25 protein-coding genes are annotated in these 26,383 nt (G+C 49.1%); 10 read left to right on the plus strand and 15 right to left on the minus strand.

All coding sequences use genetic code 11. The features are described 5' to 3' along the window. Positions 1 to 433: 433 nt before the first annotated feature. The 4 genes from LBF86_04095 to LBF86_04110 all read right to left on the minus strand — a co-directional run bounded on the left by LBF86_04095 (position 434) and on the right by LBF86_04110 (position 3,373). Positions 434 to 1,585, minus strand: a complete 1,152-nt coding sequence (locus LBF86_04095) for an Opr family porin (GenBank protein MDR0664686.1) — start codon at positions 1,583 to 1,585, stop codon at positions 434 to 436. A gap of 102 nt (positions 1,586 to 1,687) precedes the next feature. Next, positions 1,688 to 2,392, minus strand: a complete 705-nt coding sequence (locus LBF86_04100; GenBank protein ID MDR0664687.1) for a hypothetical protein — start codon at positions 2,390 to 2,392, stop codon at positions 1,688 to 1,690. Positions 2,393 to 2,411: 19 nt separating this feature from the next. Continuing rightward, positions 2,412 to 2,639 (minus strand): sulfur carrier protein ThiS, encoded by a 228-nt coding sequence (thiS, locus tag LBF86_04105; protein MDR0664688.1) that lies wholly within the window; start codon positions 2,637 to 2,639, stop codon positions 2,412 to 2,414. Further along, complete coding sequence (locus LBF86_04110; protein MDR0664689.1) at positions 2,636 to 3,373, minus strand: hypothetical protein; 738 nt, start codon at positions 3,371 to 3,373, stop codon at positions 2,636 to 2,638. Before LBF86_04110 ends, thiS begins: the two co-directional genes overlap by 4 nt. Before the next feature lie 149 nt (positions 3,374 to 3,522). On the opposite strand from LBF86_04110, the gene LBF86_04115 reads away from it, so the two are divergent. From LBF86_04115 to LBF86_04155, 9 genes are all read left to right on the plus strand, one after another. Then, positions 3,523 to 7,665 (plus strand): choice-of-anchor D domain-containing protein, encoded by a 4,143-nt coding sequence (locus tag LBF86_04115; GenBank protein MDR0664690.1) that lies wholly within the window; start codon positions 3,523 to 3,525, stop codon positions 7,663 to 7,665. A gap of 15 nt (positions 7,666 to 7,680) precedes the next feature. Beyond that, the gene (glgA, locus tag LBF86_04120) at positions 7,681 to 9,159 is read left to right on the plus strand and encodes a glycogen synthase GlgA (protein MDR0664691.1); all 1,479 of its coding nucleotides are present in this window, start codon (positions 7,681 to 7,683) and stop codon (positions 9,157 to 9,159) included. 77 nt (positions 9,160 to 9,236) lie between these two features. Further along, positions 9,237 to 9,641 (plus strand): RNA polymerase-binding protein DksA, encoded by a 405-nt coding sequence (dksA, locus tag LBF86_04125; GenBank protein ID MDR0664692.1) that lies wholly within the window; start codon positions 9,237 to 9,239, stop codon positions 9,639 to 9,641. 115 nt (positions 9,642 to 9,756) lie between these two features. Beyond that, a complete protein-coding gene (gene pseF / locus LBF86_04130) occupies positions 9,757 to 10,431 on the plus strand; it encodes a pseudaminic acid cytidylyltransferase (GenBank protein ID MDR0664693.1) in 675 nt (224 codons plus the stop codon). Then, on the plus strand, positions 10,422 to 11,483 hold the full coding sequence (gene pseG, locus LBF86_04135; protein MDR0664694.1) for a UDP-2,4-diacetamido-2,4,6-trideoxy-beta-L-altropyranose hydrolase: 1,062 nt from the start codon (positions 10,422 to 10,424) through the stop codon (positions 11,481 to 11,483). The genes pseF and pseG overlap by 10 nt, the downstream gene beginning before the upstream one ends. Before the next feature lie 23 nt (positions 11,484 to 11,506). Beyond that, positions 11,507 to 12,544 carry a pseudaminic acid synthase gene (gene pseI, locus LBF86_04140; protein ID MDR0664695.1) on the plus strand — a complete coding sequence of 346 codons (1,038 nt, stop codon included), beginning with the start codon at positions 11,507 to 11,509 and terminating at the stop codon, positions 12,542 to 12,544. Next, positions 12,541 to 13,515 (plus strand): lipopolysaccharide heptosyltransferase II, encoded by a 975-nt coding sequence (gene waaF / locus LBF86_04145; GenBank protein MDR0664696.1) that lies wholly within the window; start codon positions 12,541 to 12,543, stop codon positions 13,513 to 13,515. The genes pseI and waaF overlap by 4 nt, the downstream gene beginning before the upstream one ends. Next, positions 13,506 to 14,540, plus strand: a complete 1,035-nt coding sequence (locus LBF86_04150; GenBank protein MDR0664697.1) for a glycosyltransferase family 4 protein — start codon at positions 13,506 to 13,508, stop codon at positions 14,538 to 14,540. Before waaF ends, LBF86_04150 begins: the two co-directional genes overlap by 10 nt. Continuing rightward, positions 14,537 to 15,484: a polysaccharide deacetylase family protein gene (locus LBF86_04155; protein MDR0664698.1), complete on the plus strand. Its 948-nt coding sequence runs from the start codon at positions 14,537 to 14,539 to the stop codon at positions 15,482 to 15,484. The genes LBF86_04150 and LBF86_04155 overlap by 4 nt, the downstream gene beginning before the upstream one ends. Here the strand turns inward: LBF86_04155 and LBF86_04160 are convergent. From LBF86_04160 to LBF86_04180, 5 genes are read right to left on the minus strand one after another with little or no spacing between them, the layout of a single operon-like run. Then, positions 15,481 to 15,852, minus strand: coding sequence for a DUF6165 family protein (locus LBF86_04160; GenBank protein MDR0664699.1), 372 nt, complete (start codon positions 15,850 to 15,852; stop codon positions 15,481 to 15,483). The genes LBF86_04155 and LBF86_04160 overlap by 4 nt on opposite strands. Further along, entirely contained in the window at positions 15,849 to 16,793 is a 945-nt protein-coding gene (locus LBF86_04165; protein ID MDR0664700.1) for a glycosyltransferase family 9 protein, read from the minus strand. The genes LBF86_04160 and LBF86_04165 overlap by 4 nt, the downstream gene beginning before the upstream one ends. Next, complete coding sequence (locus LBF86_04170; GenBank protein ID MDR0664701.1) at positions 16,794 to 17,873, minus strand: glycosyltransferase family 4 protein; 1,080 nt, start codon at positions 17,871 to 17,873, stop codon at positions 16,794 to 16,796. A 3-nt stretch (positions 17,874 to 17,876) separates the two neighbouring features. Next, positions 17,877 to 18,734, minus strand: a complete 858-nt coding sequence (locus tag LBF86_04175) for a glycosyltransferase (protein MDR0664702.1) — start codon at positions 18,732 to 18,734, stop codon at positions 17,877 to 17,879. Beyond that, a complete protein-coding gene (locus tag LBF86_04180; GenBank protein MDR0664703.1) occupies positions 18,731 to 19,582 on the minus strand; it encodes a glycosyltransferase in 852 nt (283 codons plus the stop codon). Before LBF86_04180 ends, LBF86_04175 begins: the two co-directional genes overlap by 4 nt. Positions 19,583 to 19,670: 88 nt before the next feature. Here LBF86_04180 and LBF86_04185 point away from each other — a divergent pair, with 88 nt between their 5' ends. Then, positions 19,671 to 20,549: a hypothetical protein gene (locus LBF86_04185; protein ID MDR0664704.1), complete on the plus strand. Its 879-nt coding sequence runs from the start codon at positions 19,671 to 19,673 to the stop codon at positions 20,547 to 20,549. Here LBF86_04185 and LBF86_04190 read toward each other — a convergent pair. From LBF86_04190 to LBF86_04215, 6 genes are read right to left on the minus strand one after another with little or no spacing between them, the layout of a single operon-like run. Then, positions 20,546 to 21,397, minus strand: a complete 852-nt coding sequence (locus LBF86_04190; GenBank protein MDR0664705.1) for a putative rhamnosyl transferase — start codon at positions 21,395 to 21,397, stop codon at positions 20,546 to 20,548. The two genes, LBF86_04185 and LBF86_04190, sit on opposite strands and share 4 nt — an antisense overlap. Continuing rightward, positions 21,394 to 22,512, minus strand: coding sequence for an aminotransferase class V-fold PLP-dependent enzyme (locus LBF86_04195; GenBank protein ID MDR0664706.1), 1,119 nt, complete (start codon positions 22,510 to 22,512; stop codon positions 21,394 to 21,396). The genes LBF86_04190 and LBF86_04195 overlap by 4 nt, the downstream gene beginning before the upstream one ends. Further along, positions 22,509 to 23,537 carry a dTDP-glucose 4,6-dehydratase gene (rfbB, locus tag LBF86_04200; protein ID MDR0664707.1) on the minus strand — a complete coding sequence of 343 codons (1,029 nt, stop codon included), beginning with the start codon at positions 23,535 to 23,537 and terminating at the stop codon, positions 22,509 to 22,511. The genes LBF86_04195 and rfbB overlap by 4 nt, the downstream gene beginning before the upstream one ends. Continuing rightward, positions 23,534 to 24,121, minus strand: a complete 588-nt coding sequence (gene rfbC / locus LBF86_04205) for a dTDP-4-dehydrorhamnose 3,5-epimerase (protein ID MDR0664708.1) — start codon at positions 24,119 to 24,121, stop codon at positions 23,534 to 23,536. Before rfbC ends, rfbB begins: the two co-directional genes overlap by 4 nt. Further along, on the minus strand, positions 24,118 to 24,999 hold the full coding sequence (gene rfbA, locus LBF86_04210) for a glucose-1-phosphate thymidylyltransferase RfbA (GenBank protein MDR0664709.1): 882 nt from the start codon (positions 24,997 to 24,999) through the stop codon (positions 24,118 to 24,120). The genes rfbC and rfbA overlap by 4 nt, the downstream gene beginning before the upstream one ends. Further along, positions 24,996 to 26,369 (minus strand): O-antigen ligase family protein, encoded by a 1,374-nt coding sequence (locus LBF86_04215; protein MDR0664710.1) that lies wholly within the window; start codon positions 26,367 to 26,369, stop codon positions 24,996 to 24,998. The genes rfbA and LBF86_04215 overlap by 4 nt, the downstream gene beginning before the upstream one ends. Positions 26,370 to 26,383 lie beyond the last annotated feature (14 nt).

Genomic DNA, 26,383 nt, shown 5'->3' on the forward strand with positions numbered 1-26,383 from the left:
ATTATGCTAAGCGACCCCGAGCGCGACAAGCCGATCGACGACGGGTTTTTCACCCCCGCGAACGGCTGGGATATTATCTCTCAATAAGGTTTTGACGAGTTGCGCGTCAGCGTTTATTATGGCGATCGGGATAATTTTGTGGAGATTATGCTAAGCGATCCCGAACGCGACAAGCCGATCGACGACGGGTTTTTCACCCCCGCGAACGGCTGGGATATTATCTCTCAATAAGGTTTTGACGAGTTGCGCGTCAGCGTTTATTATGGCGAGTAATTTTAGCGTCCGCGTCGATCAAACGACTGGCGCGTCGCTTTTATGACGCGATAGAAACATAAAAAGCTCCCCGCGTTTTGACGCGGGGAAACCTGAAAGCAAACCAACGTTCCTTTAAGCGACCTCTTATATCCGTATAGAACTACAAGAGGCAAGCGGCTTAGTAGTTAAAGATAGCCGCCACGCGAAGCGACGTATAATCCGTATCTTTATAAGCCTTATCGCCGCCAAAGACGCTAACTAGCGTCGCGTTAAGCGAAAACCAATCGGTAAAACCGTAGCCCGCCGTTAGGTCCAGCTCGTTAATAGAGCCTTTGCCGCCTTTGCTGCCCGTATCAAATACGCCAAGCAACGCGCCGACGCTAAGCGCGTCCGCTTCGTAGCCCGCGCCGATATAGATAGTCGTCGTCTCTTGGTTAAAGAAATTGTCGCCGTCCTCAAACGGGCTAACGTTTTCGCCTACGGCGCTTAACCCGCCGGCTCCGCCGTCCTCGTCCGTAGCCGCAAAGCCGGCGTATGCGTTAATGCCTTCCGCTGGCGCTATGCCCGCCTGAATATGAAGAACGCCGCCGTCATCCATGTTTTTGGTGGATTTCTTGTCAAGTTTCGAGATGGTATAAGCCGCGCTTGCGTTAAATAGATCGTTTTCAAACGCCACTTTGCCGCCAAACCAATCCGCCACGTCTGGCACAAGATAATACCAAGGCTCGATCGCCAAACCCTCTACGGGAGCGATAATCGCCTCTACAACATAAGCCCCCTGCTTCTTGTTGCTGATGACAACAACTCCGTTTTCGTCTCTGAGTGTGAGAACGTCATCCTCAAAGCCGCCGTAGTAGCCGTCGTAATCGCTTTCGGCGTATTTACCCGTGTAGCCCGCGATAACGGTAAGCGCTTCGGCTGGTTTAACAATCCCTACAATCGCCTCGTGGTAGTCGCCTAGCCACTCTAGCGCGATCTCCTGCCGTCCCGCCACAACCGTAAGCAGATCGTTGGAGTAGGTTAGATTGGCGGTATGGAATACCGTCGAATCAAAGCGATTGGCGTCGCCCCAGTCGCCGTCTTCTTTTTCAAAGAGCTTGCGGTTGCCGCGCGCGCCAAGATTAAAGCTCAGCCCGTTATAGACGTCGCCCGAAGCAAAACCTACGTTTACCGAGCCGTTTACAAAAAGGCTCTGCTTTTCGCCGTTGTTCTGCTTCTCGGAATGATTGGTCAGATCGCCATACACAACCCCCTCGATCGAGGTCTCTCCAGCCGCGAAAGCGGCGGAACCAAACAGCGCAAGCGCTACGACTATGCTAATGTTCTTCATTGTGAAAACCTTTCTTAAAATTAAGATAACGAATAATGCCATATTTTTCTGAAATCCGCATCGCCTTCTGTGGATCGTTTTTAAGCGCTTGACGCGATTTATCTATTGGGTGATAACGCGATACTCGATCGGAACGTTTTTCTTACGCTCTTTTTCTATATAATCCAGCGCTTTTTGACTGATCAAGCTCATTAACACATATACATACCGCACGTCGTCCTGCCAAAAATTATGTCGCTTGAAAAACGCCGCGCAATCCATCGCGAACAACTCGACTTCGGACGCGGTAACTTCGCCCATATTATTAGAGCAGTGGATAAGACAGATTTCGTTGGCGCGGGTGGCGATCAAATGCACCGCGTCGTCTTCGTTAATATCGACGTCTCTATAGGTTACGTCGTATCCGAGTCTTTTAAACGCGGCGGCTACGATTTTGGCGTAATGCTCGCCTTTAATCTCTTCCGCTTTCGGCTCGTTTTCGTCTTTGTCGTCGCCGTCCTCGCCTTTTTTTCTCCCCAGCTCTTCGAGTAGCCGCTGCTCGCGAAGTTTTTTGCGTTCTTCCTCGACGCGCCTTCGCTCTTCGGCTTTGCGCGCGTTTTCCTCTAAGCGGCGTTTTTCCAATAGTTCTTTGTAGCGCGAATAAGCGTAAAACGCCGCTAAGGCGACAATCGCGTAAAGCGCGTATTCAACGCCGTTCTTAACGGCGCCCGCGGTTTCCGCTATAAATCCTACGGCTAATATACCTAATATTATCCCCAAAAATAAGGTTCGACGGTTGTCCGCGTTGCCGCTCTTTGCCTCTTTCATTAGATTCCTTTATGTAGCCTTAACGGCGCGAATGATTATACCAGAACGCGCCGCCGCCGACAAAGGCTAACAGCTCTAAACGATCGCCCTCCTTTAAGATCGTAGTAGCCCAAAACTCCCGTTTGACCACCCGCGCGTTCAGCGCGCAGGCGGCTATCTTGCCCTCTATATCCAGCGTCTTGACGACGCTTTGAACGGAGGCGTTTTCCTCGACCTCGCGCGTCTGCCCGTTGATCTCTATTTTCATAGGTTAAAAGCGTAGCGCGCGCCTATCCCTCCGCCTATTTCGCGATCTTTCCAATACTCGTCGCCGTAATGTTTTTCTAGTTTTTGCCACAAACGATAACGGCAGAAAATGGACGCGCTTACAAAGAGGTTATCGCTAATTATCGATCTTTCAACGCCCGCGCTAACCAAAACCGATAGATTGTTCGGTTCCGCGCCGCTTTGAAAATCTTCGTAACCCGCGCCGATCGCCGCTTGCGCGTATGGGACGAAAGAGGCGATCGCCGTCTCTTTGAATCTAACGCCGCCAAAGGCTGAAATCTCTACAAAATCCTCCAATATACCTAGTTTCGCGCCGTAGTAAAGCTCTTTGCCGCCGAAAAATCCAAGCTCGATATTGTAAGCCAACTCGTCGGAGTCCTCGTCTGTTTTATATGTAGCGCCGTTTGCCGTTTCAAAACGCGAGCCGACTTTGACAATATCGCCGTTGTTTTTGGTTTTTATCTCTACGTCGCGTTTGCGATAAACGAAGTCCGCGCCTACTCCGACGAATATTCCGTATCGGCTTTCGGCTTTTGTTTGGTTTTGATCAATCTTGCTATATACCCGCCTTATTACGCGGAGGTTTTCGTCGGTCGGTTTGTCGCCAAGCGTCGGCGGGCGATCGCTTACATACTCCCGTTTGATAACGCGAGGCGCGTCGGCTAACAAAAGCGTTTGCGTGAATAACGAAATAAACAGTAACGCTCTAATCATAATCCCCTCGCTTTACGCTATTTGCAAGCAAAAATCGACGATCTTGCTTTCGTAGCGCTTTTTGTATAAAATCTAAGCAAACGCGATTCCATATTATCGCGGCGGCGTTTATGGAATAACGAATGCTTTATTTAATAGGGAGGCTTCCTATGCGCTTTATTGTTTTAACGGCGGTTTTCGCGCTTTGTTCATTCGCGAACGCTCTTGTTACGCCCTTTGTGGAAAGCGAGAACGGCTACGGCGCAAAGACCTTCGGCGGCGCGTTAATAGCGTCGAAAGAGGGCAAACTCATTCACAGAATATACGCGCTAGATTCGGTCGTATCTTTTAGCGAAATCATCGGATATAAAACGCTCGAACCAAAAGAGCCGCAAGAGACGACGATCGGCTTTTTGAATAGCGATCGGCGTTTAAGCGCCTACGCGGCGCTAGAGGCTGGCGAGATCGCGCCGAACATCTCGCTCAGGCTGGAAGCAAAAAACGGCGACGTGGAGAAGCTATTTACGCTTGAAAAGGGCGCTCGCGTAGAGGATTTGAAAATCAGGGTCGAAGGAGCGCAAAAGCTGGCGGTTAATAGCGCGGGCGAGCTTGTGATCGCCACAAAAAAGGGCGACGCGCGTTTCACAAAGCCGATCGCCTATCAAAACATAGGCGCCGAGCGAAAAACGATCGAGGCGGCGTATCGGATCGCGGACGGTTATTACGGCTTTAGATTGGGCGAATACGATAGGCGTTACGCCGTAGTTATCGATCCGCTCATGGCGGCGACCTATACGGGCGGCGCGGCGCGCGACGGGATCGACGCGATCGTTATCGATAGCGACACAAACGACGTATATGTCGCGGGTATTACCGATTCGCCCTCTATAGCTACGCTTTCGGCTTACGACGCTACGCTTGGGGCGCAACCGGACGGATTTATCGCCCGATACGACGAAAACTTGACAGCGCTTAAAGCCTTGACCTACGTAGGCGGGAACGGCGCCGATCGGATATACGGCTTGAGCTTAGCGCGAATTGGCGGCGTAAAGTATCTCTACGCCGTAGGCGAAACCGATTCGTCGGATTTAGGCGCGCCGCTTGGCGATAGCGACGGGTTTATCCTCAGGATTAGCGCCGATCTTAGCGCGTCGCCTTACGCGCCGACGCTTAAACGCGTCGGCGGCGACAACAAGGATCATCTAAGCGCCGTCGTCTATAGCGGCGGCTACGTCTATGCGGCGGGATATAGCGCCTCTAGCTCCGCGTTAAACGCTTCGAGCGCGTTATCGAATTACAACGCGCTCGCCGTTGCGTTTAGCCCCGATCTATCGACCGCTAGCGCCGTTATCGTCGGAACAAACGAGGCGGACAGATTTAACGCGATCGTCGCGACGCCAAACGGCGTTATCGCCGCCGGCGCGTTTGACGATAACGCCTCTATCGTTTCGTTTTCGCCCAATCTCGCGTCGCATACTTGGCATACCTTCAACGCGACGGCGGGAGCGAAAACGGAGATTTTCGCGCTAGAAACCAACGGCACGCATATATTCGCGGGCGGGCAGAGCGATAAGGCTGGTTTGCCCGCGACGCCTTCAATCGGCGCAGCCTGCCAATATATCGGCGCCAAAGACGCTTTTATCTCCGCGATCGAGATCGCCAATCTAAACAATTTTGTCAAAACCTGCTACGGCGGAGGCTCCGATGACGATCGCGTAACCTCGCTAAAGTTTAACGACGATAACGGTTCGCTCTTTATCGGCGGGCAGACGAATAGCGCTTTTCCGTATATGCCCGCCTTTCCCTATCAAGCGACGAAAAACGCCGATTTGGACGGCTTTATCGTTCGCGCCTCGATTAGCGCTATGGAGCTAGAGAGTATCACCTATTACGGCGGGAGCGGATCGGACTCCATAAACGCGATCGCTACGCTTGGCGGCGATATTTTCGCGGCGGGCGAAACCTCTTTTGGCGCTCTAAGCCAGAGCAAAGTCAATAGCCCCGCTCGCGTAAGCGGCGCGGCGGCGGAAGGCTTTATCGCCAGATTCACTAGCGATCTCGCCGCGAACTACGCGCAAATATCCGTCGGAGCGGTCGGCGTTAATTTTGGCAACGTGGGTTTCGGGCAGGTTAGCGCTCCTAAAGAGGTCGCGATCGTCAATAGCGGCTCGGATAACCTAACGCTCTCGTCGATTAGCTTGAGCGGCGGGCATTCGACGCAATTTGCGCTAGATCGCTATTTGTGCGAGGGGGTAACGACGTTAGCCCCTTTGCGTAGCTGCTCGATCAAGCTGATATTCGCGCCGTATTCGACGTTTGGCAACTTAACGACCGCGCTGGCGATTGTCTCTAGTTTAGGAACCTCTAACGTCGAGATTAACGCCACCTCGATCGCCCTGTCCGACGCGGTTTTGGCGACTTACTTTGGCGGCGATCTTTCGCTAAACGCCGAATGGGATTTTGGCGGCGCGCCGCAAGGGGGAGCTTCCGCGACCGTCGTTTTGACGCTGAAAAATATCGGAACGCCCCCCGTAACGATCAACTCGATCGCGCTTGGAGATACGACCAACTTTGGCGTCGTATCCAACTCGTGCGCCAACGGCGCTATTCTGCCTACGCAGAGCGACTGCGGCGTAACGCTTCGATTTACCCCGATTGCGGGATCGGATAGCGGGATTAGCTACGAAAGCGAACTGAATATATCCTCTAGCGATATGCACGCGCCAAATAGAACCCTGAGACTCAAAGGCGTAGGCAAAACGGGGCTTCAGATAACGCCAGCCGCGCTTAACTTCGGATCGCTCGCCGTTTCGCTAAGCAAAGAGTTAAACCTGACAATCAAAAATATGTATTCCGACGGCGCGGCGCTAACCTTCTCGTCGTCCGATCAGAACTTTACGATCGGCGGCGGTAGTTGCGCCTCCCCTCTCGCCTCGCAAGCCGAATGCAATATATCGATCGCCTTCGCGCCCATAGCGACGGGGACGATTAACGGCGCGCTAATCATAAACGATATAGCTACGGGTCATACCCCTTCTTACTCGATCGCGCTTAACGGCGTTGGAACGCCGGAGCCATACGGCGTTATCGATCTAAACGGCTTGCCGCTTCTTACGATAATCGACGCGACCGCGCTAGGGACGTTCAAAAGCGGCGTTATTACCTTGCGCAACGCGGGTTACGGCGAACTTGGCGTTTCGCTAACGCCAAACGGCGGGGATAGCTCCTCTTTCTCTATTGTCGATTCAAATTGCGCCGCGCCTATAGCGATCGGCGGTTACTGCAATTTCCGCGTCGCTTTCGCGGCGAGCGCGATTGGCTTGTATGAAACTAATATCTCTATCGTCAATACCGATCCCTCGCATCCGCAGGAGGTCAATCTAAGCGTTCGCGGCGAGGCGAGTTTAGCCGCGCCGCTCGCGATCGCGGGCTATTCGGCGGTTATTTCGGGGCTAACCGTAAGTTTTGACGCGAACGCGACGGGCGGCGTAACGCCGTATAGCTATCTGTGGAGTTTTTCGGACGGTATAACGAGCTTGGTGAAAAACCCCGCGCACACCTTCGCTTCGGTCGGCGAAAAAGAGGTAAATATCACCATAACGGACGCTGTCGGCTCAAGTCTGACGCGGGAGATTAACGTTACGCTAAGCGCCGCTATGGGCGTAAGCGCCGCGCCCTCCGTTAATCTAGGAACGGCGCCGCTTAGCGTAAATTATACGGGGACGATTACGGGAGGGAGCGCGCCTTGGACGCTGGTATGGGATTTTGGCGACGGATCGAGCGCGCTAACGCAAACAACTAACCTGCCGAGCTTTAGCGCGTCGCATACGTTTAGCGCCGCGGGAACGTATTTAGCCTCGCTTAGCGTAACCTCCGCCAGCGGCGAAAGCCTGTCCGCGCCGCTGGCGAGCGTCAGGGCGCTGCAAGAGGGCGGCGGTTACTATATCGCGGGCGATTCGAGAAAATCGGGCGAGGACGGCGGCTACTGCTTTATCGCGACCGCCGCGTATGGATCGTATCTCTCCGACGAGGTTCAGGCGTTGCGCGACTTTCGCGATCGGTGGCTTTTGAGCGGCAAAGTTCCTTTCGGCGCGGAGTTTGTGGAGTTTTACTACCGCGTTAGCCCGCCGATCGCCGATTTTATCAGAGAACGCGAGGGTTTGCGGACGCTGACGCGAGCGTTTTTAACGCCGATCGTATTTGCGGCGAAATATCCGTTTTTGTTTTTGATCGTTTGCGCGGCGATCGCGATATTGTTGTCCGTTCGCCGCCGCGACGTCTCTTTTTTAACGAATAAACGCGAACGTCTTTAAGTTAAAAGAGGTCTTATGCCAAAACTCAATATTCTTTTCGTGGCAAGCGAGTGTTACCCGTTTGCCAAAACGGGCGGCTTAGCCGACGTAGCGGGCGCGGCGCCAAAGTTTCTAAACAAGCTCGGACACGACGCGCGCGTCGTTATGCCGCGCTACTACGGCGTGGATCGCTCCAAACTCAAAAAACTGCCGGAGCCGCTCGGCGTTCCGATGGGGATTATCGGCGAGATGTGGTGCGCGGTTTATGAGGGGCGGCTGCCAAACTCGGATACGCCGATCTACTTTATAGACTACGAGCTATTTTACGGGCGCGAGAGCCTATATAACGACCAAAACGGCGTTGGGTTTATGGACAACGACAACCGTTTCGTCTTTCTCTCTCGCGCGGCGATGCAGCTATGTAAAGCGCTTGATTTCCGCCCGCATATACTGCATACGCACGATTGGCATACGAGCGCCGCTAATATGTTTTTGACTACTATCTACGCAAACGACGAGCATTTTAGAGGGTGCGCGTCTATTTTGACAATTCACAATATGCAATATCAGGGCGAGTTTTACAACGGACTAATGAACGTGCTAGATATTGGCTGGGAGCATTTTAACTTCCGCGAAGTCGAGATGAACGACAAGGTAAATCTGCTTAAAGGCGGCATAACGCACGCGACGATGATCAGCGCCGTCAGTCCAAAATACGCGCGCGAGATTTTAACGCCCGAATTTGGCTACAAGCTAGACGCGACGATGAGAACCCGCGAAAACGATCTCTGGGGCATACTAAACGGCGTGGATACCGACGAGTGGAATCCCAAAACCGACCGCTTTCTTAGCGTAAATTACGACGCGGATAGTTTAGAGGGCAAGTTGAAGTTAAAGCGAAAGTTGCAAAAGGAGACGGGTCTGCCGCAACGCGACGTTCCGCTTATCGCGATCGTGAGCCGCCTCGTTAAACAAAAGGGGATCGACGTGGTAGCCGAGGCGATCTGCGATCTGTTAAAGATGGATATTCAGATAGTCCTGCTAGGTAGCGGCGAGGTATGGACGCACTTTTACTTTGGCGATATAGCGCGTTTTTATCCGAAAAAATTCGCCTGTAAAATCGGCTTCGACAACGCGCTTTCGCATAGAATCGAGGCGGGAGCAGACCTATTTTTGATGCCTTCGCGCTTCGAGCCGTGCGGACTCAATCAGATGTATAGCCAACTTTACGGGACGCTTCCGATTGTGCATGGCGTGGGCGGATTGGAAGATAGCGTGCAAAATTACGACGAAAAGACGGGCGAAGGAACGGGCTTCAAGTTCTACGGGCTGAACGCGAAAAATTTGATCAACACCGTAGGCTGGGCTGTTCATACGTGGTATAACGAGAAGGATCGCTTCAAAGCTATGCAAAAGCGGGCTATGAAGTTAAATTACGGCTGGGAAAGATCGGCTAAAACTTACGAGGCGCTTTATTTTGAAGCGCTTAAGAGAGCGAATAAGACATTTTTTTAAGAATTATTTTAGAATTAGTCGCTACAATTCGCACTATTTTTGTCGGCTTTGTCCGCGCCAAATAAGGATGTGTTGTTATGAGAACGCGTCATGTAGAGAGATTGGTCAAAATCCTTTTGGAGCGCAAAGCTCAAATCGAGCGCAACATCCAAGACGTTCTTAAAGAGACGACGAACGCCGCGCAGGGCGAAGTGGTGGGCGACGACGCGGATTTAGCCACCTTTAGTTCCAACGCGCAAACGGGCGCGGCGATCAGCGAACAGCAACAGCGGGAGCTTAAAGAAATTGAGCACGCGCTAAAAAAGGTAAATCAGGGAACCTTCGGCGTTTGCGAAATGTGCGGCGAACAGATTGGCATAGATCGAATGCGCGTAAAACCCCACGCGCGTTACTGCATAATCTGCCGCGAAGTCTATGAGCAGAACGCAAACGGCGCTTCAGCAAACGGATTTATCCGCGCCAGACACATTGCGAGCGACTGATCGACCGCTACGCTTTTGGCGGCGCGGAAAAGGTCGCGTTTTTGGCGACGATCGATAGATCGCAAAATCGTAAAACGCGAATATTTTATTTACGCGCTTTAGCTAAGATCGCGGCATGAAAACCATCGCCGTAATTCCCGCTAGAGGCGGCAGCAAACGCATAGAGCGCAAGAATATCCGATCGTTTTGCGGCAAACCTATTATCGCCTATTCGATCGAGGCGGCTATAGATAGCGCGGTTTTCGACGAGGTGATCGTATCGACGGACGATCTAGAGATCGCAAACGTTGCCAAAACGCTAGGCGCGAGCGTTCCATTTACGCGCCCGACCTCTCTTAGCGACGATTTTGTCGGGGTCGTTCCCGTCGTCGCGCACGCTATAGAGGCGGTTGGCGGCGCTAATCGCGCTTGCTTGATCTACGCCACCGCGCCGTTTATATCCGCAAGCGATCTAAAAGAGGCTAAGCGAGCGCTTGGCGATAACGATTTTGTCCTGTCGATCGCCGCTTTTGAGGCGCCGATCTTTCGCGCGTTAAAAACGGACGAGAGCGGGCGGATAAGCTCGATTTGGCGCGAATACGAACAGACGCGATCGCAGGATTTGCCCCAAGCCTTTCACGACGCGGCGCACTTTTGCTTCGGTCGCGCCGAAGCGTTTCTGGAGGGCAGATCGATCTTTAATTCGCGGACGATAGGTTACCTAATCGACAAAAGGCGCGTTCAAGATATAGACGATCAATCGGATTGGCGGCGCGCGGAGGCGATGTTCAGGGCGCTTGCTTGCGCGTAGCGATCCGCGTCGATAGCTCCGTTCAAATCGGCTACGGGCATCTATCGAGAACGCTAAATATCGCGCGGGAGCTTAGATCGCGCGGGAGCGAGGTCTGCTTTATCTGCCGCGATCTAGACCTAAACGGCTTGCATTGGATCGAGGCTGCCGGCTTTAGGGCGCTCGTTCTACCGCGCCCCTTAACCGTTTTCGCGCCTATCGATCCAAACCCCAAGCGCTTGGCGTGGCTTGGCGTCGCGCTAGAGGAGGAGATCGCCCAAAGCAAGGCGGCGCTAAAAAAACTTGGCGGCGCGGATTGGCTTTTGGTCGATTCCTACGCGCTGGATTACCGCTACGAAAAAGCCGCGCGGGAGTTTTGCCGCCAGATCGCCGTTTTGGACGATCTAGCCGATCGCGCCCACGAAGCCGATCTGCTCATAGACGGCGCCTATATGCGAGATAGCGGCGACTACCGATCGCTATTTGGCGGAAAACCGCTGTGCGGCGCGAAGTATCTGCCGTTAAACTTGGATTACGGACGCTATCGCGCGTTGGCGCTGCCGCGCCGATTCCCGCCGAAAACGATTCTGATCGCCGCGGGCGGGATCGACGCGGCGAATCTAACCAGCGCGGCGCTTAACGCGATCGCCGAAAGCCGCTTTTCAAACGCCGCGATCGTCGCGGTTTTGAGCGCGCGCGCGCCGCATATCGCCTCGAATAAGAGGCTATCGCGCGAGCTTGGGCTGAAGGTCGATTGGCGTTTGGACGCGAGCGACATACCGCTTTTGATCTTGCGAGCCGATCTCGGCATGGGCGCGCTCGGCATGGGCGCATACGAGCGCGCCTGCCTCGCTCTGGCGTGCGTTACGATCGCGGCGGCGGACAATCAGCGCGAAAATCTTTTAAGGCTTAGCGCGGCTGGCGCGGTTATCGCCGAGGAGTCTTTCGCGAAAGCGTTGGAGTATTTAGACGAGGCGCGAGTAAGAGCGTGCGAACGGGCGGCGTTTGATATATGCGACGGCTTGGGCGCGGCGAGAATTTGCGACGAGATGGAAAGCGCGGCTTTGCGATAATGCGGATATTTGGAGCGGACTAAATGATCATAGACGAGCGCAAAATCGGCGGCGGCGCGCCGCCCTATATCGTAGCGGAGCTAAGCGCCAATCACGCCGGATCGCTGGAGAACGCGCTGGCGGCGATCGACGCGGCGAAGGCGGCGAACGCCGACGCGGTAAAGATACAGACCTACGAGCCGGACACGCTCACAATCGACTGCGATAAAGAGGATTTTCTTATTCGCGGCGGTTTGTGGGACGGCAGAACGCTTTACGATCTCTACCAAGAGGCTTGCACGCCGTTTGCGTGGCATAAGGCGCTCTTTCAGCGCGCAAAAGAGATCGGCATTACGCTTTTTAGCGCGCCGTTTGACGCGAGTTGCGTCGATCTGCTTGAAAGTCTAAACGCGCCCGCCTACAAGATCGCCTCGTTTGAGATAGTCGATTGGGAGCTGATCGCGGCGGCGGCGAAAACCGCAAAACCGCTGATTATCTCTACGGGAATGGCGAGCGAAGCCGAGATCGGCGAGGCGCTGGAGATCGCGCGGACAAACGGCGCGGAGTCGATCGCGCTTTTGCACTGCGTCAGCGAGTATCCCGCGCCGATCGAGGCGGCAAATACGCGATCGATTCTGTATCTAAAAAAGCGTTTTGGGGTTGAAGTAGGGTTATCGGATCACACGCTTGGGCTTAGCGCGGCGATCGCGAGCGTCGCCTTAGGCGCGGCGCTGATCGAAAAGCACTTTACGCCAGATCGCGATTTAGCGTCGCCCGATAGCGCGTTCTCTATCGATCCAGAAGGGTTGCGCGCTTTGAAACAAGCGGCGATCGAGGCGTGGAAAACGTTAGGCGTAGAGGGGGTTAAACGCGCCGAAAGCGAGATGAAAAATCTTGTTTTTCGCCGTTCAATTTACGCCGTGAAAGATATAAAAAAGGGCGAATTTTTTACGCGCGAGAACGTTAGAGTTATTCGTCCGGGCTTTGGTCTGCCGCCTAAAAATTTAAGCGCGCTACTTGGCAAAACCGCGCTATTTGACATAGAGCGCGGAGAGGCTATCAAGGAAGAAATGGCGCGATGAAATTTTTGATCGTTGCGCCAAGTTGGATCGGCGATATGGTAATGGCGCAAACCCTTTTCAAAGCGCTGAAAAATCGCTATGGCGCGGATACGATAATCGACGTTGCCGCGCCAAAGTGGGCGCTGGATATTTGCAAGCGAACGAGCGAGGTGGGAGAGATTATCCGTTTAGATATAAAACACGGGGAGTTTGGGTTAAAAAAACGCCGCGATCTGGGCAGAGAGCTACGATCAAGGCGTTACGATCGCGCCATAGTTGTGCCGATCACATTCAAATCGGCGCTGATTCCCTTTTTCGCGCGTATTCCAATTCGTAGCGGTTTGCTAGGCGAAATGCGTTTTGGGATTATCAACGACATAAAAAAAACGCGGAGCAAAAAACCTTCGATGGTAGAAAAATATCTGGCGCTAGACGATATAACCGAGGCGCCGCTCTTTCCCTCGCTCTTAATCGATCGGCATAACCGCCAAAGAGCGCTAAGAGAGCTTGACCTTGATACGACAAAACCGATTACCGCGCTATTTGTCGGAGCGGAATACGGCGAGGCAAAGCGTTGGAGCTATGAAAAGTTTGGCGAATTAGCCAATATGTTAATCGCGGATAATCGCGCCGTTTGGATATTTGGATCGTCGAAGGATTGCGAAAGGGGCGCTAAGATAAAGGCGATCGCGCCGAAGGCAATAGACCTGTGCGGCAAAACGACGATCGCCGACGCGATCGATTTAATATCGTTGGCGCAAACGGCGGTTTGCAACGATAGCGGACTTATGCATATCGCCGCCGCCGTCAATACGCCAATTGTCGCTATCTACGGCTCCTCCGCGCCCGATTATACGCCGCCGCTAACCGATAAAAAAACAATCGTTTCGCTTAATCTTCCCTGTTCGCCATGCTTTAAGCGAATTTGCCCGTTTGGGCATACCAACTGCCTTAATAATATAAGCGCCGAAACGGTCTATCAATGCATATAACGCATATTAACTTAGCGCGCGGTTTTCGCGGCGGCGAGAGACAGACGGAACTACTGATCAAAGAACTTGCCAAAACGGATATAAAGCAAACGCTAGTTTGCCGTAAGGATTCGCCTATGATCGAGCGGTTAAAAGATATACAGTCGCTTGAGTTTCGTTTTGCCAACTATTTTTTTAGCGGGCATTTACGCGCGAAAAAATGCGATCTGTCGCACGCGCACGACGCAAAAGCGGCGCGGTGGGCTTGGATAGAAAATTTGCTTAGAAAAACGCCGTATATTATCACGCGCCGCGCTCTCAACGCCATAAAACCAAGAACGTTAAAAGGGACGTATAAAAAAGCGCGAAAAATCGTAGCGATCTCCAAGGCGATCGAAAGGGGTATTAAAAGCCAAGACGAATCGATAAACACGATCGTTATCGCCTCCGCCGCTAGCGATCTAACGCCCGATAAAACGCGGACAGAGCGGATCAAAAAACTTTTTGAAGGCAAGAAAATTATCGGCTCGATCGGCGCGTTAGCCGATCATAAAGGTCATAGCTACCTAATCGACGCGGCGCGTATGATCGCTCGCGGCGATCTCGCGTTTGTGGTGGTTGGCGACGGCGCGGACGAAGAGAAATTGAAAAAGCGCGCCGAAGGTCTGGATAACTTTCATTTTGTAGGCTTCAAAACTAATGTGGCGGATTATATCGCGGCGTTCGATCTCTTTGTTTTTCCCTCTTTGCAAGAGGGACTTGGATCGACGCTAATCGACGTTATGCGTATAGGCGTTCCTATTATCGCGTCAAACGTAGGCGGCATACCCGAACTGATAGAGGATAACATAACAGGTTTTTTAACGCCGCCAAAAGACGCGGCGGCGATAAAAGAGGCGATCGAAAAAGCGCTAAATCGCGATCTAAGCGCGATAGTCCAAGCCGCTCAAAAAAAATCATATAATTTTACGCCCGAAAATATGGCAAAAAGATATATTGAACTTTATCGCTTAATAGTAAGCGATCAACGTCGAGAGAGTAAATGAACGGATATTTTGTTATATCGCTCGATTTTGAGCTAATGTGGGGCGTGCGCGAAAACAGATCGATAGCAAGCTACGGCGACGCGATTTTAGGCGTGCATAACGCTATGCCTAAAATGCTTGATATTTTTGATAAATATGGGATCAAAGCGACCGTTGCGGCGGTTGGATTTCTGTTTCTTAGCAACAAAGAGGAACTATTAGCGCGCGCGCCGTCTATTTTGCCAGATTACGCCGACCAAAAAGTTTCTCCTTATGGCGCGTATATCGATAATCTGAAAAACGGCAAGGAGGATCGCTATCATTTTGCGCCGCAAATTATCGACGATATAAAAAAGCGCGATCATCACGAGATCGCCACGCATACGCTCTCGCACTACAACGCGCTTGCGCGAGGACAAACGATAGATAGTTTTCGCGCCGATCTAACGGCGGCGATTAAGATCGCCAATGAAAAAGAGATACCTATAAGCTCTATCGTATTTCCAAGAAATCAGTGCAATCTAGATTATTTACAAGTTTGCAAAGAGCTGGGGATTATCTGTTATCGCGGCAGAGATCGTTACGCGAAAAATAAGATATTGCGCGATATAAATCGATATATTCCGCTCTTTAACGATCGCCCTTACCCCGTCGAGGATATTTTCGGCGGCGAGATTATCAATATATGGGGAAGCGAACACTGGAAAGCGAATATCAAATCGCGCGGATTGTTTAATAGCGTTAGCGCAAATATGAGGCTTGAGCGCGTAAAGAAAACAATGTTGTGCGCCGCCAAAAATAATCTTATATATCATATTTGGTATCACCCGCACGAGTTTGGACGATTTACGGACGAAAAATTAAAGATATTAGATCGATTATGCGCCCGCTATAAACGCTTAAACGAAACATACGGTTTTGAGAGCGCGACGATGAGCGGGTTAGCCAAAAAGACGGGCGCTTAATAGGCTTCGTAACTTTTTTCCTCTATTAGCGACGAGTTTGTTTGTAGGTTGATCTTCTTTTTTATCTCCGCTCTGCGATCGTTATTTACATATACCGATCGCGCAAGGTCGATAAAGCGATCGCCAAACTCTTTTTTTCGCTCGTACTCGCGGATTTCATCTTCTATCGCCCACAGATCGGCATTAGTTTTTAATAGCTCCAAATATAGCGGATCGTTTTGCGATATAATATCTTTTGCCGCATTTTCTAAAATCGCTAACTCTTTGCGTATATTTGTCAGCTTGCCCTCGTCTTTTACGCGCTGCGATTTTATGACTAATATGGTCAGTTTATCTACAATTTCCCCGTTGCTAACCTCAATGTTCATCTGCTATCCTTTTTCTTAAGTTGCGATAAGCACGCGTCGATTACCGTTTGCGGCTTGACGCCCTCCTCGATCTGAAAGGCGATATGCCCGCTTTGCGTCCAATTTGAGGCGCGAACAACGGAAAAAACCGTAACTGTGGCGATCCCAGCCGCGACGCTTAGATGTTTGTTTCCGCCGTCAACGCCAACGTAAAGCGAGCGCCGCTCTAATATCGCTCTTAACTCTTGAATATTTGGTATCTCATAGTCGATTATCGCGCCATCGCGCCGCTTTAACCGCTCATAAACGACCTTTGCTATCGGTTTTTCGCCCGGTCCATATACAAACCAGAGTTTATGCCCCGCCTCGATTAAAGCGTCGCCGACATTAATCCAAAAAGCGGGGTCGATCAGCTTGTATTCGCGCCGCGAAACCACGCAAAAAGCGATTGTATTATCGCCAAAATTATATTTTTCGGTAAATTCAAGCGCTTTTTTTCGCGCTTCGTCGTTCGTGAAAAACTCGATTTTATCGTCGTTTATATCGCCGCCTAAGTGCGCGATCAAGCGGTTTTTTGAGCGCGCCGCATACTCGCCCTCGCTCAAAGCTACGCGGCGGGTATAGGCGAAACGGCGATAGCGAAAGTCAAAGCCTATTCGCTCCTTGGCGCGGCTCGCAAAAGCGATTTGCGCGCTTTTTGGATTGGAAAAAAAGTCGATAGTTATATCAAAACGCTCTCGATAAACTCGCCAAAGCAGCTTAATAAACGCCAATGCGGAAAATTTACGCGGAATAATCCATAGCCTTGATATACGCGGGTTATTTTGATAAACGTTCGCGCCAAGCTCCTCGCTCATAAACGCGATCTCGGCTTGCGGGTATATCGCGCGAAGCTGTCTAACGGCGGGCGTAGTCGCCATTACGTCGCCCAACTGCCTTAGCTGAATGCACAAAATCTTCATTTACCGCTTAGCTATTTCCACAAAATAGGCTTCGGTATTTTTTACCATACGCTCCTGCGTGTGCCGCTCCAAAAATCGTTTGTAAGCGTTATCGCCAATCCGCTTACGCAAAACGGGATCGTCAAGCAGACGTTCGGTTATTTCATAAACGGCTTTCTCGTCGTTTGGCTCTACAAGATAGCCGTTGTAACCGTCGGTAATGCCTTCGGGAATACCGCCGATATTTGCGGCGATTACGGGTTTGCCCGCCGCCATATACTCTATGATAGTAAAAGGAAAAGAGTCGGCGGAGCTAATCAAATAGCCAATATCATAAAGGGCGGCAAACAATAACGGTTCTTTAGCGTATCCCGCGAATATAACTTTTTCTCCCAGTTTCAACGCTTCAACCTGCGCTTTCAACGCCGATTCTTCGCCGCCGCTACCGGCGATTATTAGCTTTATATTTTCGCGTTTTATTAATAATTGAGATAGAACGTCGATTACAAAATCTATTCGCTTTCCTTTGACAAGCCTTGCCGTAACGCCAAGCGTTAGATCATCTTTTTTTACGCCTAATTTATCTTTAAGCGCGTCAATCTCCGCTTGCGTATATTTTTCTTCTTTCACGCCGCTGTAAATTACTTTAACGGGCGTTTTTAGCCAAGGATTGCGTCTGCGCGATTCGTCGATCACCTCCGCGCTGGTGCATATGCCATATTTAACAAACCATTGATGAATCAAACGGCTTTTAGTTTTGCTCGGATCAATATCCATGTCGCCTCCGATGCGCCTGAGGAGCGGAATGCCCAGCGCCCTACACGCGGGTCCAACCGCAAGCATATCTTTGTCGATATTTGCGACTACTAAATCGATTTTACGCGCTTTGCATAATCTGAAAAATAAAAATTGCGTTACGGGGTTGAAATCAAATCCGTAGTTGATGCGCTTTTGCTCGACTGATACGCCTAGATCGGGCGAATTTTTTGATGTTACTAATGTAACGTTGTGCCCAACCCGCGCAAGGTGGTTAATAACGCTTTTTGCCCAAGTGTTAATTCCCCCCCAGTTCCTTTTAGAGAGCGCAAATAGTATATTCATCGCCTATTTTATCTTCAGATTTAACGCGCGTCTGATCGTTCGTTTTATCTTATGGCGAAGTTCTTTAAGCGCCTCTTTTGCTGAGAGCCAAGCAAAGGCGCGCCCTAAATGTTCTCCGTAAAGATATTTACGGGTTTTATACAGATATTTCGCGCGATCTTGTCTTGAAAAATTGCGTGTGTGTTTTAAGGCAACTTTTCGCATACCGCGATATTTTTTAACGACGTTATTGGAAATGCGATTGTATCCTCTTGCGGAATAGTAATTAAACAGCGTTTTTTCAATAAGTTTTGCCGTCCCGAATCGCTTTGCAAGCCTAAGGCAGAGATCATAGTCCTGACACGCGCTAAGCGTTTCGTCGTAACCTTCGATCATAGTAAGGTTCTTTTTAGAGACAAAGATCATAGCGCTCGCTATATTTTGCCCCTCTTTGGCGAGTTTTTCAAAATTGATGTTAGGCGGATTATTAGATCGTCTTACCTTGCCGTTCTCATATATTCTGTTATTCCACGCGTAAGCAAAAGCGTATTGAGAGGCGTTAAGCGCCAAAAACGATTCTACCGCGTCCGGCAATATCTCGTCGTCGTCGTCTAAGAAGACGCAATATTCGCCAAGCGCCGCGTAAATGCCCGTGTTTCTAGCGCCGCACGCACCTTTGGTTCTGGCGTTTTCAAGATAGCGCAAACGATCGTCGGCAAACGACGCTACGATCGTCTTTGTCTCCGCGCTTTTCTCGTCGTCGCACACCAAAATCTCGATATTTTTGTAGGTTTGATTTAACGCCGATCTAATCGCGCGCGACAACAGGTTCTGGCGTTTGTAGGTGGGGATAATAATCGAGACTTGCGGAGCGCTTGTCATTTGATTTTAACGCCGAATAGTTTGTATTTAAGATAACGGCGCAATTCGTCCAACGCTTTACCGATCGGTAGCCACGCAAACGCGCGTTTTAATATGATCTGTCTATAATATCTGCGGCGAGTTCTATACACATAACGAAGCAACATTTTTTTTGGGAAGTCTTTGCGATATTTAAGCGCTATTAGACGCATACCTTTATAGCGTTTTGCCCGATTGTTTGATATCCTTTCGCCTATATGCTCATAATAGTTAACGATAACTTTTCTAATGCCTTTTGCATTAGCAAAATGCTTGGTTAAACGTAAATTTAGATCATAATCTTGGCATGCAGCAAGAGTTTCGTCATATCCGCCGATCGCTTCAAGGCGCGATTTTAAGACAAATATATTAGGTCCTGCGGCGTTCGATCCGCATTTTACCAAATAATTAAAGTCCATGCTCTCGCCATGTTTATGAATATTTATTTTATCGTCGTCCGAGCTACAAAATTGACGCCAACCGTATCCAAACGCCGCCTCTTTGGGCGTATGCTTTACGTAGGTTTCGATCGCGTCGCTTAATAATTCGTCGTCGTCGTCTAAGAAGACGCAATATTCGCCAAGCGCCGCGTAAATACCGGTATTTCTTGCTCCGCACGCGCCTTTTGTTCTAGCGTTTTCAATATAGCGTAAGCGGTTATCGGCAAACGACGCTACGATCTCCTTTGTTTCCACGCTTTTCTCGTCGTCGCACACCAAAATCTCAATATTTTTGTAGGTCTGATTTAACGCCGATCTGATCGCGCGCGGCAATAACGATTGACGTTTATAGGTGGGCATTATAATTGCAACTAACGGCTTGTCAATCATCAACCAACGCTTGCTTTAATTTTGTCGCAATTATAATATCAACTTCCTTTTTAGGACGTTTTTACGCAATGCGCGCTTAAGGAATAAAATGTCGATTCTAAAGAAATGCCTAAAATCAATCAAACGAACGTTAAACTACGCGCTGGGCAAGCATTGCGCGCGAAAGCTTGAGCGCACTTTCTCCGTAAATAGTTTTTCCGTCGTCGATCCAAGTTCGAGAGCGGTTGTATCGCTGACCAGCTATGGCGATCGGATTAAAACGGTTCACTTGACCATCGAGTCAATCGCATGCGGATCGGTTTTGCCAAAACGGTTAATTTTGTGGATAGACGAAGAAGAGACGTTGCGCGACTTGCCGTCGCCCTTAAAGCGTTTGCAAGATTGCGGACTAGAGATACTCGGTTGCGAAAACTATGGATCTTACACGAAATTTTATCCGTTTGTGATCAGTCAAGATCTTAGTTTGCCGCTTGTTACCGCGGACGACGATATTTTCTATCCCAAAGATTGGCTTAAAAACCTCGTCGTCGCGCACGTAAAAAATCCAGACGCGATTTATTGCTATCGGGCGCGCCGCATTTCATTCGATTCGGATGGCTTTGCGCCTTATAAAAGTTGGCGGCTTATATATAAAAGCGATAAACCAAGCGCGCTTAATTTTGCAACCGGCGTGAGCGGCGTAATATACCCGCCGCGGTTTTTACGGATATTAAAAGAAGCCGGCGACGGTTTTTTGCAAACGTGCCCTAAAGGCGACGACATATGGCTTCATAAGCAGGCGATCGGCGCGGAATTTAGGATTGCCGTAATAGAGGGAATGCGCAAGATAATCTATATTCCGGGGACGCAACGGATCATGCTTACTAGTTATAATTACCATCAAGACGGCAACGATTTACAGATTCGCGCAACCTATGAAAAAGCCGATACAACTCTCCTTCGAGAAGCTTTGGCAAACGGCGATTAGCTTCGCCTAATTAAACGCTGAAAAAAGCGGCTAATAAAGCATATGCGTTTGCCGGTAGGTTTTTTGAGTTTATATATGTTCTTTGCAACTATGCTAAGCCGCATCGTTTCCCACAGCATAGCTATATACGATCGGCTTATAACGAACGAAAGGCCGTAATCGGATAGATTAACGCCATGCGCCGCATACCCTCTAACGCTGTTGGCGACGTTGGAGCCGTGAATATATTGCAAGGCGTATGGAATCTCGTTTAGTTCGGTCGCGTCCGTATATGCGGTATGCGGTTTATCAAAGAGTGAAATATGCAAAGGCGTTTTCGCCTTTTCTATTACTGATATAAAAGGAGAGTTCCGGTAGCGATATTTAGAAATTACAGTTTTTGGTTTGTCTCTAAAACATAACAACTTTGAAAATGTAAAGGCGCGATATTCCTGTGCGGAAAAACAGTTTTGCAACGCTTCGATCGCCTTTTTATGATATGCGTCGTCGCTGTCGATACGAGAGCTGATAATAAAACTATCGTTAGTTTTTAGCAAATTTAACGCCAATGTGTCGGATTTTTCGATCACGTCCGCGTTTGATACGACATAAATGGGGAAATAGCGTCTTTGCCATCTTAGCGCCTCCCGTTCGTTTTCTTCAATCAACCATTGCGGCGATCTTGCGTCAAAAAAGACGCAAATATAGAAATTTTGATTTGTCTGGTTTTCAAGCGAAGGCAAGGTAATACGCTTAAATATATCTAAGCGGTATTTAAGCCAACTATCGTCTATCGTAATGCCAGTTTTTCCATACGCTATCGGCACGCTAAAACGGATAAAAATAATATGAATAAACGTCGGGCTCATATCGGCGGCCTTGCAACGCGCGTTATACGCTCGCTTATATCGATTATATCGCGTTCTTCAAGCCCTAAGTGAAGCGGTAAACTAAGGATCCGATCTGAATAGTAGCGAACATTTTTCAACCTTTCGCCTTTAAACGGAGCGTACAACGTATTGTCTTTATAGTGTACTCCGCAAAATATCCCCTCTTTAGAGAGCGTATCAATAACTTCGTTTCTATTCTCAACGACGACTTGAAAAATATGTCTTGAACTTTCGCGCTTATGATTGATAAACGGTATTTTGCCAATCAAGTTTAACTCGTATAGCGCGGCCAGTTTTCTTCTATACGCATTATCTTCGTCAAGATACTTTAGCCCTACTATTCCCATAGCGGCAATAATTGAATTACCATGATATTTATAACCGACTTCGTCAACTTCGTAATCCCATTTATACGAGCCTTCGCTACTGCGCGCGAAGGTATCTTTATTAATGCCAAGCCAACTCAACTTTCTGGCGGCTTCGTCCATTTTTTTGTCAGTAAAACAGATCATCCCGCTATCGGCGGTAGGTAAATTTTTTACCGCTTGAAAAGAGAAAACCGCAACATCGACGTTATAACCGACATGTCGATTGTCGATCTTTGATCCAGACATGTGCGCCGCGTCCAGAATAATTTTTAACCCGCGCTCTCTCGCAATGTTTATAATCTCTTCTAAATTAGCGCCATTTCCGCCAATTCCCACAAAAACAATAGCTTTTGTTTTCGGAGTGATTTTTTCTAAGACGCTGGCGGGATCCAAATTAAGCGAGCTATCAATATCCGCAAAGATTGGTCGCATGTTCTCATACAAGATCGCGTGGTTTGTAGATACAAAAGTAAGCGGGGTCGATATAATCTCGTCCCCATTTTTCCAGCCAAATTTTTCTTTAAGAATTTTGACCGCTAGATGAAGCCCTACTGTTGCGCTATTAAGAAAATGAGCGTTTGGAAGAGCGGAATATTCCTTCCATTTTTCCTCAAATATCGTCGTTTTGAAACCCATGCCGCTCCAGCCAATTTCTAAACATTCCCTAATTTCGCTCAAACACTCTTCTACGCGAAAACGAGGCTTTAAAACTTGAATTTTTTTCATGCTTGACCTTTATCGTATTTTTTTAAATACCAATTTACCGTTTTTCCAAGAGCGTTTTCGAAATTTTCTTTTGCTCTCCAGCCAAGTCGCGTTTCGATTTTTGCCGCGTCGATCGCATAACGACGATCGTGCCCTAAGCGATCCTTTACAAACGTTATTTGATCCTTGTAGCTACCGCTTGGTTTTGGGCGCGCTATATCTAAAATTTCGCATATTTTACGAGCGATCTCTAGGTTCTCACGCTCGTTTTTGCCGCCGATATTGTAGCTTTCTCCGGCGGCGCCTTTATGAAACGCCAGATCAATCCCCTCGCAATGATCGGTTACAAATAGCCAATCTCGTATATTTTTGCCGTCGCCATAAATAGGGATAGGTTGAGCGTTTAACGCGGAACGAATAATGGTTGGTATCAGTTTTTCTCGATGCTGTTTTGGTCCGAAATTGTTGGAACAGTTGGTAACAACGGTATTCAAATTATACGTATGGAAATAGCTACGCACAATCATATCTGAAGAGGCTTTGCTCGCGCTATAAGGACTAGTAGGAGCATAGGGTGACTTTTCGCTAAACAGCCCGCCTTTACCAAGCGATCCGTAAACTTCGTCGGTGCTAATATGACAAAAGCGATTTGCCTCGCCGCCGTTATTAAACCAATAGTTTTTTGCAACCTCGATAAGATTAAACGTTCCAAGCACGTTGGTTTTAATAAAAACATTAGGCGATTCAATTGAGCTATCGACGTGGCTTTCGGCGGCAAAATGAATTACGCCTTGTATATCGTAACGGGCGAATATATCCGATAACAGCGATTGATCGCAAATATCGCCCCGCACAAATATGTGCCTTGGATTGTTCGCCACTTCAGATAGATGTTCTATATTGCCCGCATAGGTAAGCTTGTCTAGATTCACTATTTGATAGTTGGGATACCGCTTTATAAAATAAGGTATAAAGTTAGAACCGATAAATCCCGCTCCTCCCGTTATAAGCAACGTTGTTTTTGCGTTAAAATTTCGCTTACTCATATCGCGCTCCGCGATTTCTTAGCAAGAGCGCCGTTGCCGATAAACGTTTGCGCGTCTTTTAATAACGGAGACGCTAAATCTTTTTCGGAAAGAACGAGCTTTTTTCGCGGCAAAACCCAATCAATTCCTAACGCTGGATCGTCGAAAATAACGCCCCGCTCATGCTCTTTGGAGTATGGAAGATCGACTTTATATTGAACTATCGCGTAATCCGATAGAACGACGAACCCATGCGCGAAGCCTTGCGGGATAAACAGTTGGCGTTTGTTTTCGTCTGAAAGCGTAATCGAAATATGCGCGCCAAACGTAGAGCTTGCGGCGCGAATATCGACGGCGACGTCAAGTATTTTACCCGCTACAACCCTTACTAATTTGCTTTGCGCAAACGGAGGCAGTTGATAGTGAAGCCCGCGCAAAACGCCAAAAACGCTTTTTGATTCATTGTCTTGAATAAAACGCGCGTCGCGAATGTTTTTCAAAAACCAATCCTCGCGGAAACTCTCCATAAAATATCCGCGACGATCATTATGAAGCGTAGGCTCTATGATAACCGCGTCGCTTATATTAGTTTTGACGAGCTTCATTTAGATTCTTTGGCAAGGCGCGCTAGATATTGTCCGTAACTGTTTTTGGCAAGCGGTTTAGCGAGCTCGAGTAGTTTTTCTTTGGAGACGTACCCCTTCAAAAACGCAATCTCTTCCAAACACGCCACCTTTAGCCCTTGTCGCTTTTCGATAGTTTCGATAAAAGCGCTCGCTTCCAGCAAGGTTTCGTGAGTGCCTGCGTCTAGCCAAGCCATACCGCGCCCAAGCAACTCGATTCTCAACCGTTTTTGCTGCAAATAAGCGTCTATAATATCGACTATTTCTAGTTCGCCTCGCGCGCTTGGTTTAAGCGTTTTGGCGATTTGAACGCACTGGCTAGTAAAAAAGTAGAGACCCGGAACGACAAAATTGCTTTTTGGCTTCAAAGGTTTTTCTTCTATGCCGATCGCATTTGCCTTGTCGTCGAGCTCAATTACGCCGTAGCGTTCAGGATCGGCGACGCGGTAACCAAATATAACCGCTTTTTGCTCGTCGCAAACTATTTTAACGACTTTTTGCAACGTCTGCTCGAATGCGTCGCCGTGAAAAACGTTGTCGCCCAACGCCAAACAAACATCGTCGCGTCCTATAAACTCTTCGCCGATAATAAACGCTTGCGCCAGCCCTTCCGGATTAGGCTGAACGGCATAGGAGATTTTCAATCCAAAATCGCCGCCGTCTCCCAATAACGATTGAAACGCCGCCTGGTCCCGCGGTAACGAAATAATCAAAATCTCTCTCAAACCCGCGAGCATAAGGGTTGAAAGCGGATAGTAGATCATAGGTTTATCGTAGATCGGAAGCAGTTGCTTGCTAAGCGCTTTAGTAATTGGATACAGCCTAGAGCCGCTACCTCCCGCCAAAACTATAGCCTTCATTTTTGATCTTTCCATTGCGGTTTTATAGTAATTACGCACGCGAACAGTAATACGAACGTAATAATTCTGCTAAAGTCAACTAAAGTAGAGCCCGGAATGCTTTGGATAAGTAGTTCTATTAACAGCGCGCCGCAAAACATCTTGGCAAATGCGCCTACGGCGAACGCTTCGCGAATGATTGCAAAAAACATTGCCAAGAGCAGCGTCATGCCTACTATGCCATGCCGAGCTAAAGTCTCAACGAACTGATTATGTAAATGGACGCTCATCTTACGATCTTCTCCGACTATGGGATCAAGCGGATATATTAGATCTTTTCGTTCTTCGTATAATACGTCCCCAAGATTTTTTTGAGCGCCCGTTCCCGCGCCAAAAAATGGGCGCTTCGACAAAACCGCTATGCCAAGCCGCCACATTGCGACGCGAGCGCCGATGCTGCCTCTATAATTATTGTTTATCATCGTTTCCATGTCGTCGTTGGTGTTCTCCAGTCGCCTTTCAACGGAGGAAGAGAGATTGTACGCCAAAACAACGATTGAGGCGGTTAAAACGATAGCGCCTAACGCGGAGTAAAGAATTTTATACGCAAAGCGAACGTTTAGTGTCTGAAAAAAGATTAGAGCGCACGACGCAAAGAACGCGCATGTAAACGACACGTAGGTGGTGCGCGACGGCAGGGCGAACATAACTATAACCGATAGAACAAACCAGCCAACGCAATAAGCGCACGCTAACTTACGTTTATTTATAAAAGCGCGCGCCGATAAAAATAGCGCGATAAGAGCCGATATCTCAATTAGCGGAGCGAGTCTGCCGTAATGCAGACCGGGGAAATATTGCATATTGGCTCCCGTATCAAGACCTGCGGCGATTTTATACGGCTCTATAATGCCCAAGCGCATAAAAAATGTCGCTAAAACCGCCAACTGAAACCCTGCTAAAACCGCTATCAAAGTCCATTTATCAAAAGGTTTGCTTTCGTTAAAATAAAGTATCAATAAGGGCAGTATCAGCCAAGGGATCGAGAAGCGAAATTCGCGCCAACCAGAATAGTAATTGTCGCTCCACAAAATCGCTAGTCCAATATATCCGACATAAAGCAAACAGGCAACGCCTATGGGATTACAATAGACGCTTTTCAGGCGTTTTGCGTATAGCGCCAATAATAAGACAAACGCAACCGTTCCAGCGCTTGTACTGATTCGGTGGTTAAGAATCGCAAAAACCGCCGTCAAGACGATAAAGGCAAAAATTATTCGCTCTTTTTGCGAGAATACAAAATCAAGGAGTTTCAATTCACCCCCCCCCCCCCCCCGTTTTAGTAGAGCGCGGTTAAAATCTAAGTTAAATATGTTTGCGACGGACGCCATTTTATTTCCTTATA

This window comes from Helicobacteraceae bacterium, assembly GCA_031258155.1.
Lineage (GTDB): Bacteria > Campylobacterota > Campylobacteria > Campylobacterales > SZUA-545 > JAIRNH01.

Bases quoted from the DNA above. Each gene is read 5' to 3' on its own strand.
- LBF86_04095 (MDR0664686.1), bottom strand. From the start codon at position 1,585: ATGAAGAACATTAGCATAGTCGTAGCGCTTGCGCTGTTTGGTTCCGCC.
- LBF86_04100 (MDR0664687.1), bottom strand. From the start codon at position 2,392: ATGAAAGAGGCAAAGAGCGGCAACGCGGACAACCGTCGAACCTTATTT.
- thiS (MDR0664688.1), bottom strand. From the start codon at position 2,639: ATGAAAATAGAGATCAACGGGCAGACGCGCGAGGTCGAGGAAAACGCC.
- LBF86_04110 (MDR0664689.1), bottom strand. From the start codon at position 3,373: ATGATTAGAGCGTTACTGTTTATTTCGTTATTCACGCAAACGCTTTTG.
- LBF86_04115 (MDR0664690.1), top strand. From the start codon at position 3,523: ATGCGCTTTATTGTTTTAACGGCGGTTTTCGCGCTTTGTTCATTCGCG.
- glgA (MDR0664691.1), top strand. From the start codon at position 7,681: ATGCCAAAACTCAATATTCTTTTCGTGGCAAGCGAGTGTTACCCGTTT.
- dksA (MDR0664692.1), top strand. From the start codon at position 9,237: ATGAGAACGCGTCATGTAGAGAGATTGGTCAAAATCCTTTTGGAGCGC.
- pseF (MDR0664693.1), top strand. From the start codon at position 9,757: ATGAAAACCATCGCCGTAATTCCCGCTAGAGGCGGCAGCAAACGCATA.
- pseI (MDR0664695.1), top strand. From the start codon at position 11,507: ATGATCATAGACGAGCGCAAAATCGGCGGCGGCGCGCCGCCCTATATC.
- waaF (MDR0664696.1), top strand. From the start codon at position 12,541: ATGAAATTTTTGATCGTTGCGCCAAGTTGGATCGGCGATATGGTAATG.
- LBF86_04150 (MDR0664697.1), top strand. From the start codon at position 13,506: ATGCATATAACGCATATTAACTTAGCGCGCGGTTTTCGCGGCGGCGAG.
- LBF86_04155 (MDR0664698.1), top strand. From the start codon at position 14,537: ATGAACGGATATTTTGTTATATCGCTCGATTTTGAGCTAATGTGGGGC.
- LBF86_04160 (MDR0664699.1), bottom strand. From the start codon at position 15,852: ATGAACATTGAGGTTAGCAACGGGGAAATTGTAGATAAACTGACCATA.
- LBF86_04165 (MDR0664700.1), bottom strand. From the start codon at position 16,793: ATGAAGATTTTGTGCATTCAGCTAAGGCAGTTGGGCGACGTAATGGCG.
- LBF86_04170 (MDR0664701.1), bottom strand. From the start codon at position 17,873: ATGAATATACTATTTGCGCTCTCTAAAAGGAACTGGGGGGGAATTAAC.
- LBF86_04175 (MDR0664702.1), bottom strand. From the start codon at position 18,734: ATGACAAGCGCTCCGCAAGTCTCGATTATTATCCCCACCTACAAACGC.
- LBF86_04180 (MDR0664703.1), bottom strand. From the start codon at position 19,582: ATGATTGACAAGCCGTTAGTTGCAATTATAATGCCCACCTATAAACGT.
- LBF86_04185 (MDR0664704.1), top strand. From the start codon at position 19,671: ATGTCGATTCTAAAGAAATGCCTAAAATCAATCAAACGAACGTTAAAC.
- LBF86_04190 (MDR0664705.1), bottom strand. From the start codon at position 21,397: ATGAGCCCGACGTTTATTCATATTATTTTTATCCGTTTTAGCGTGCCG.
- LBF86_04195 (MDR0664706.1), bottom strand. From the start codon at position 22,512: ATGAAAAAAATTCAAGTTTTAAAGCCTCGTTTTCGCGTAGAAGAGTGT.
- rfbB (MDR0664707.1), bottom strand. From the start codon at position 23,537: ATGAGTAAGCGAAATTTTAACGCAAAAACAACGTTGCTTATAACGGGA.
- rfbC (MDR0664708.1), bottom strand. From the start codon at position 24,121: ATGAAGCTCGTCAAAACTAATATAAGCGACGCGGTTATCATAGAGCCT.
- rfbA (MDR0664709.1), bottom strand. From the start codon at position 24,999: ATGAAGGCTATAGTTTTGGCGGGAGGTAGCGGCTCTAGGCTGTATCCA.
- LBF86_04215 (MDR0664710.1), bottom strand. From the start codon at position 26,369: ATGGCGTCCGTCGCAAACATATTTAACTTAGATTTTAACCGCGCTCTA.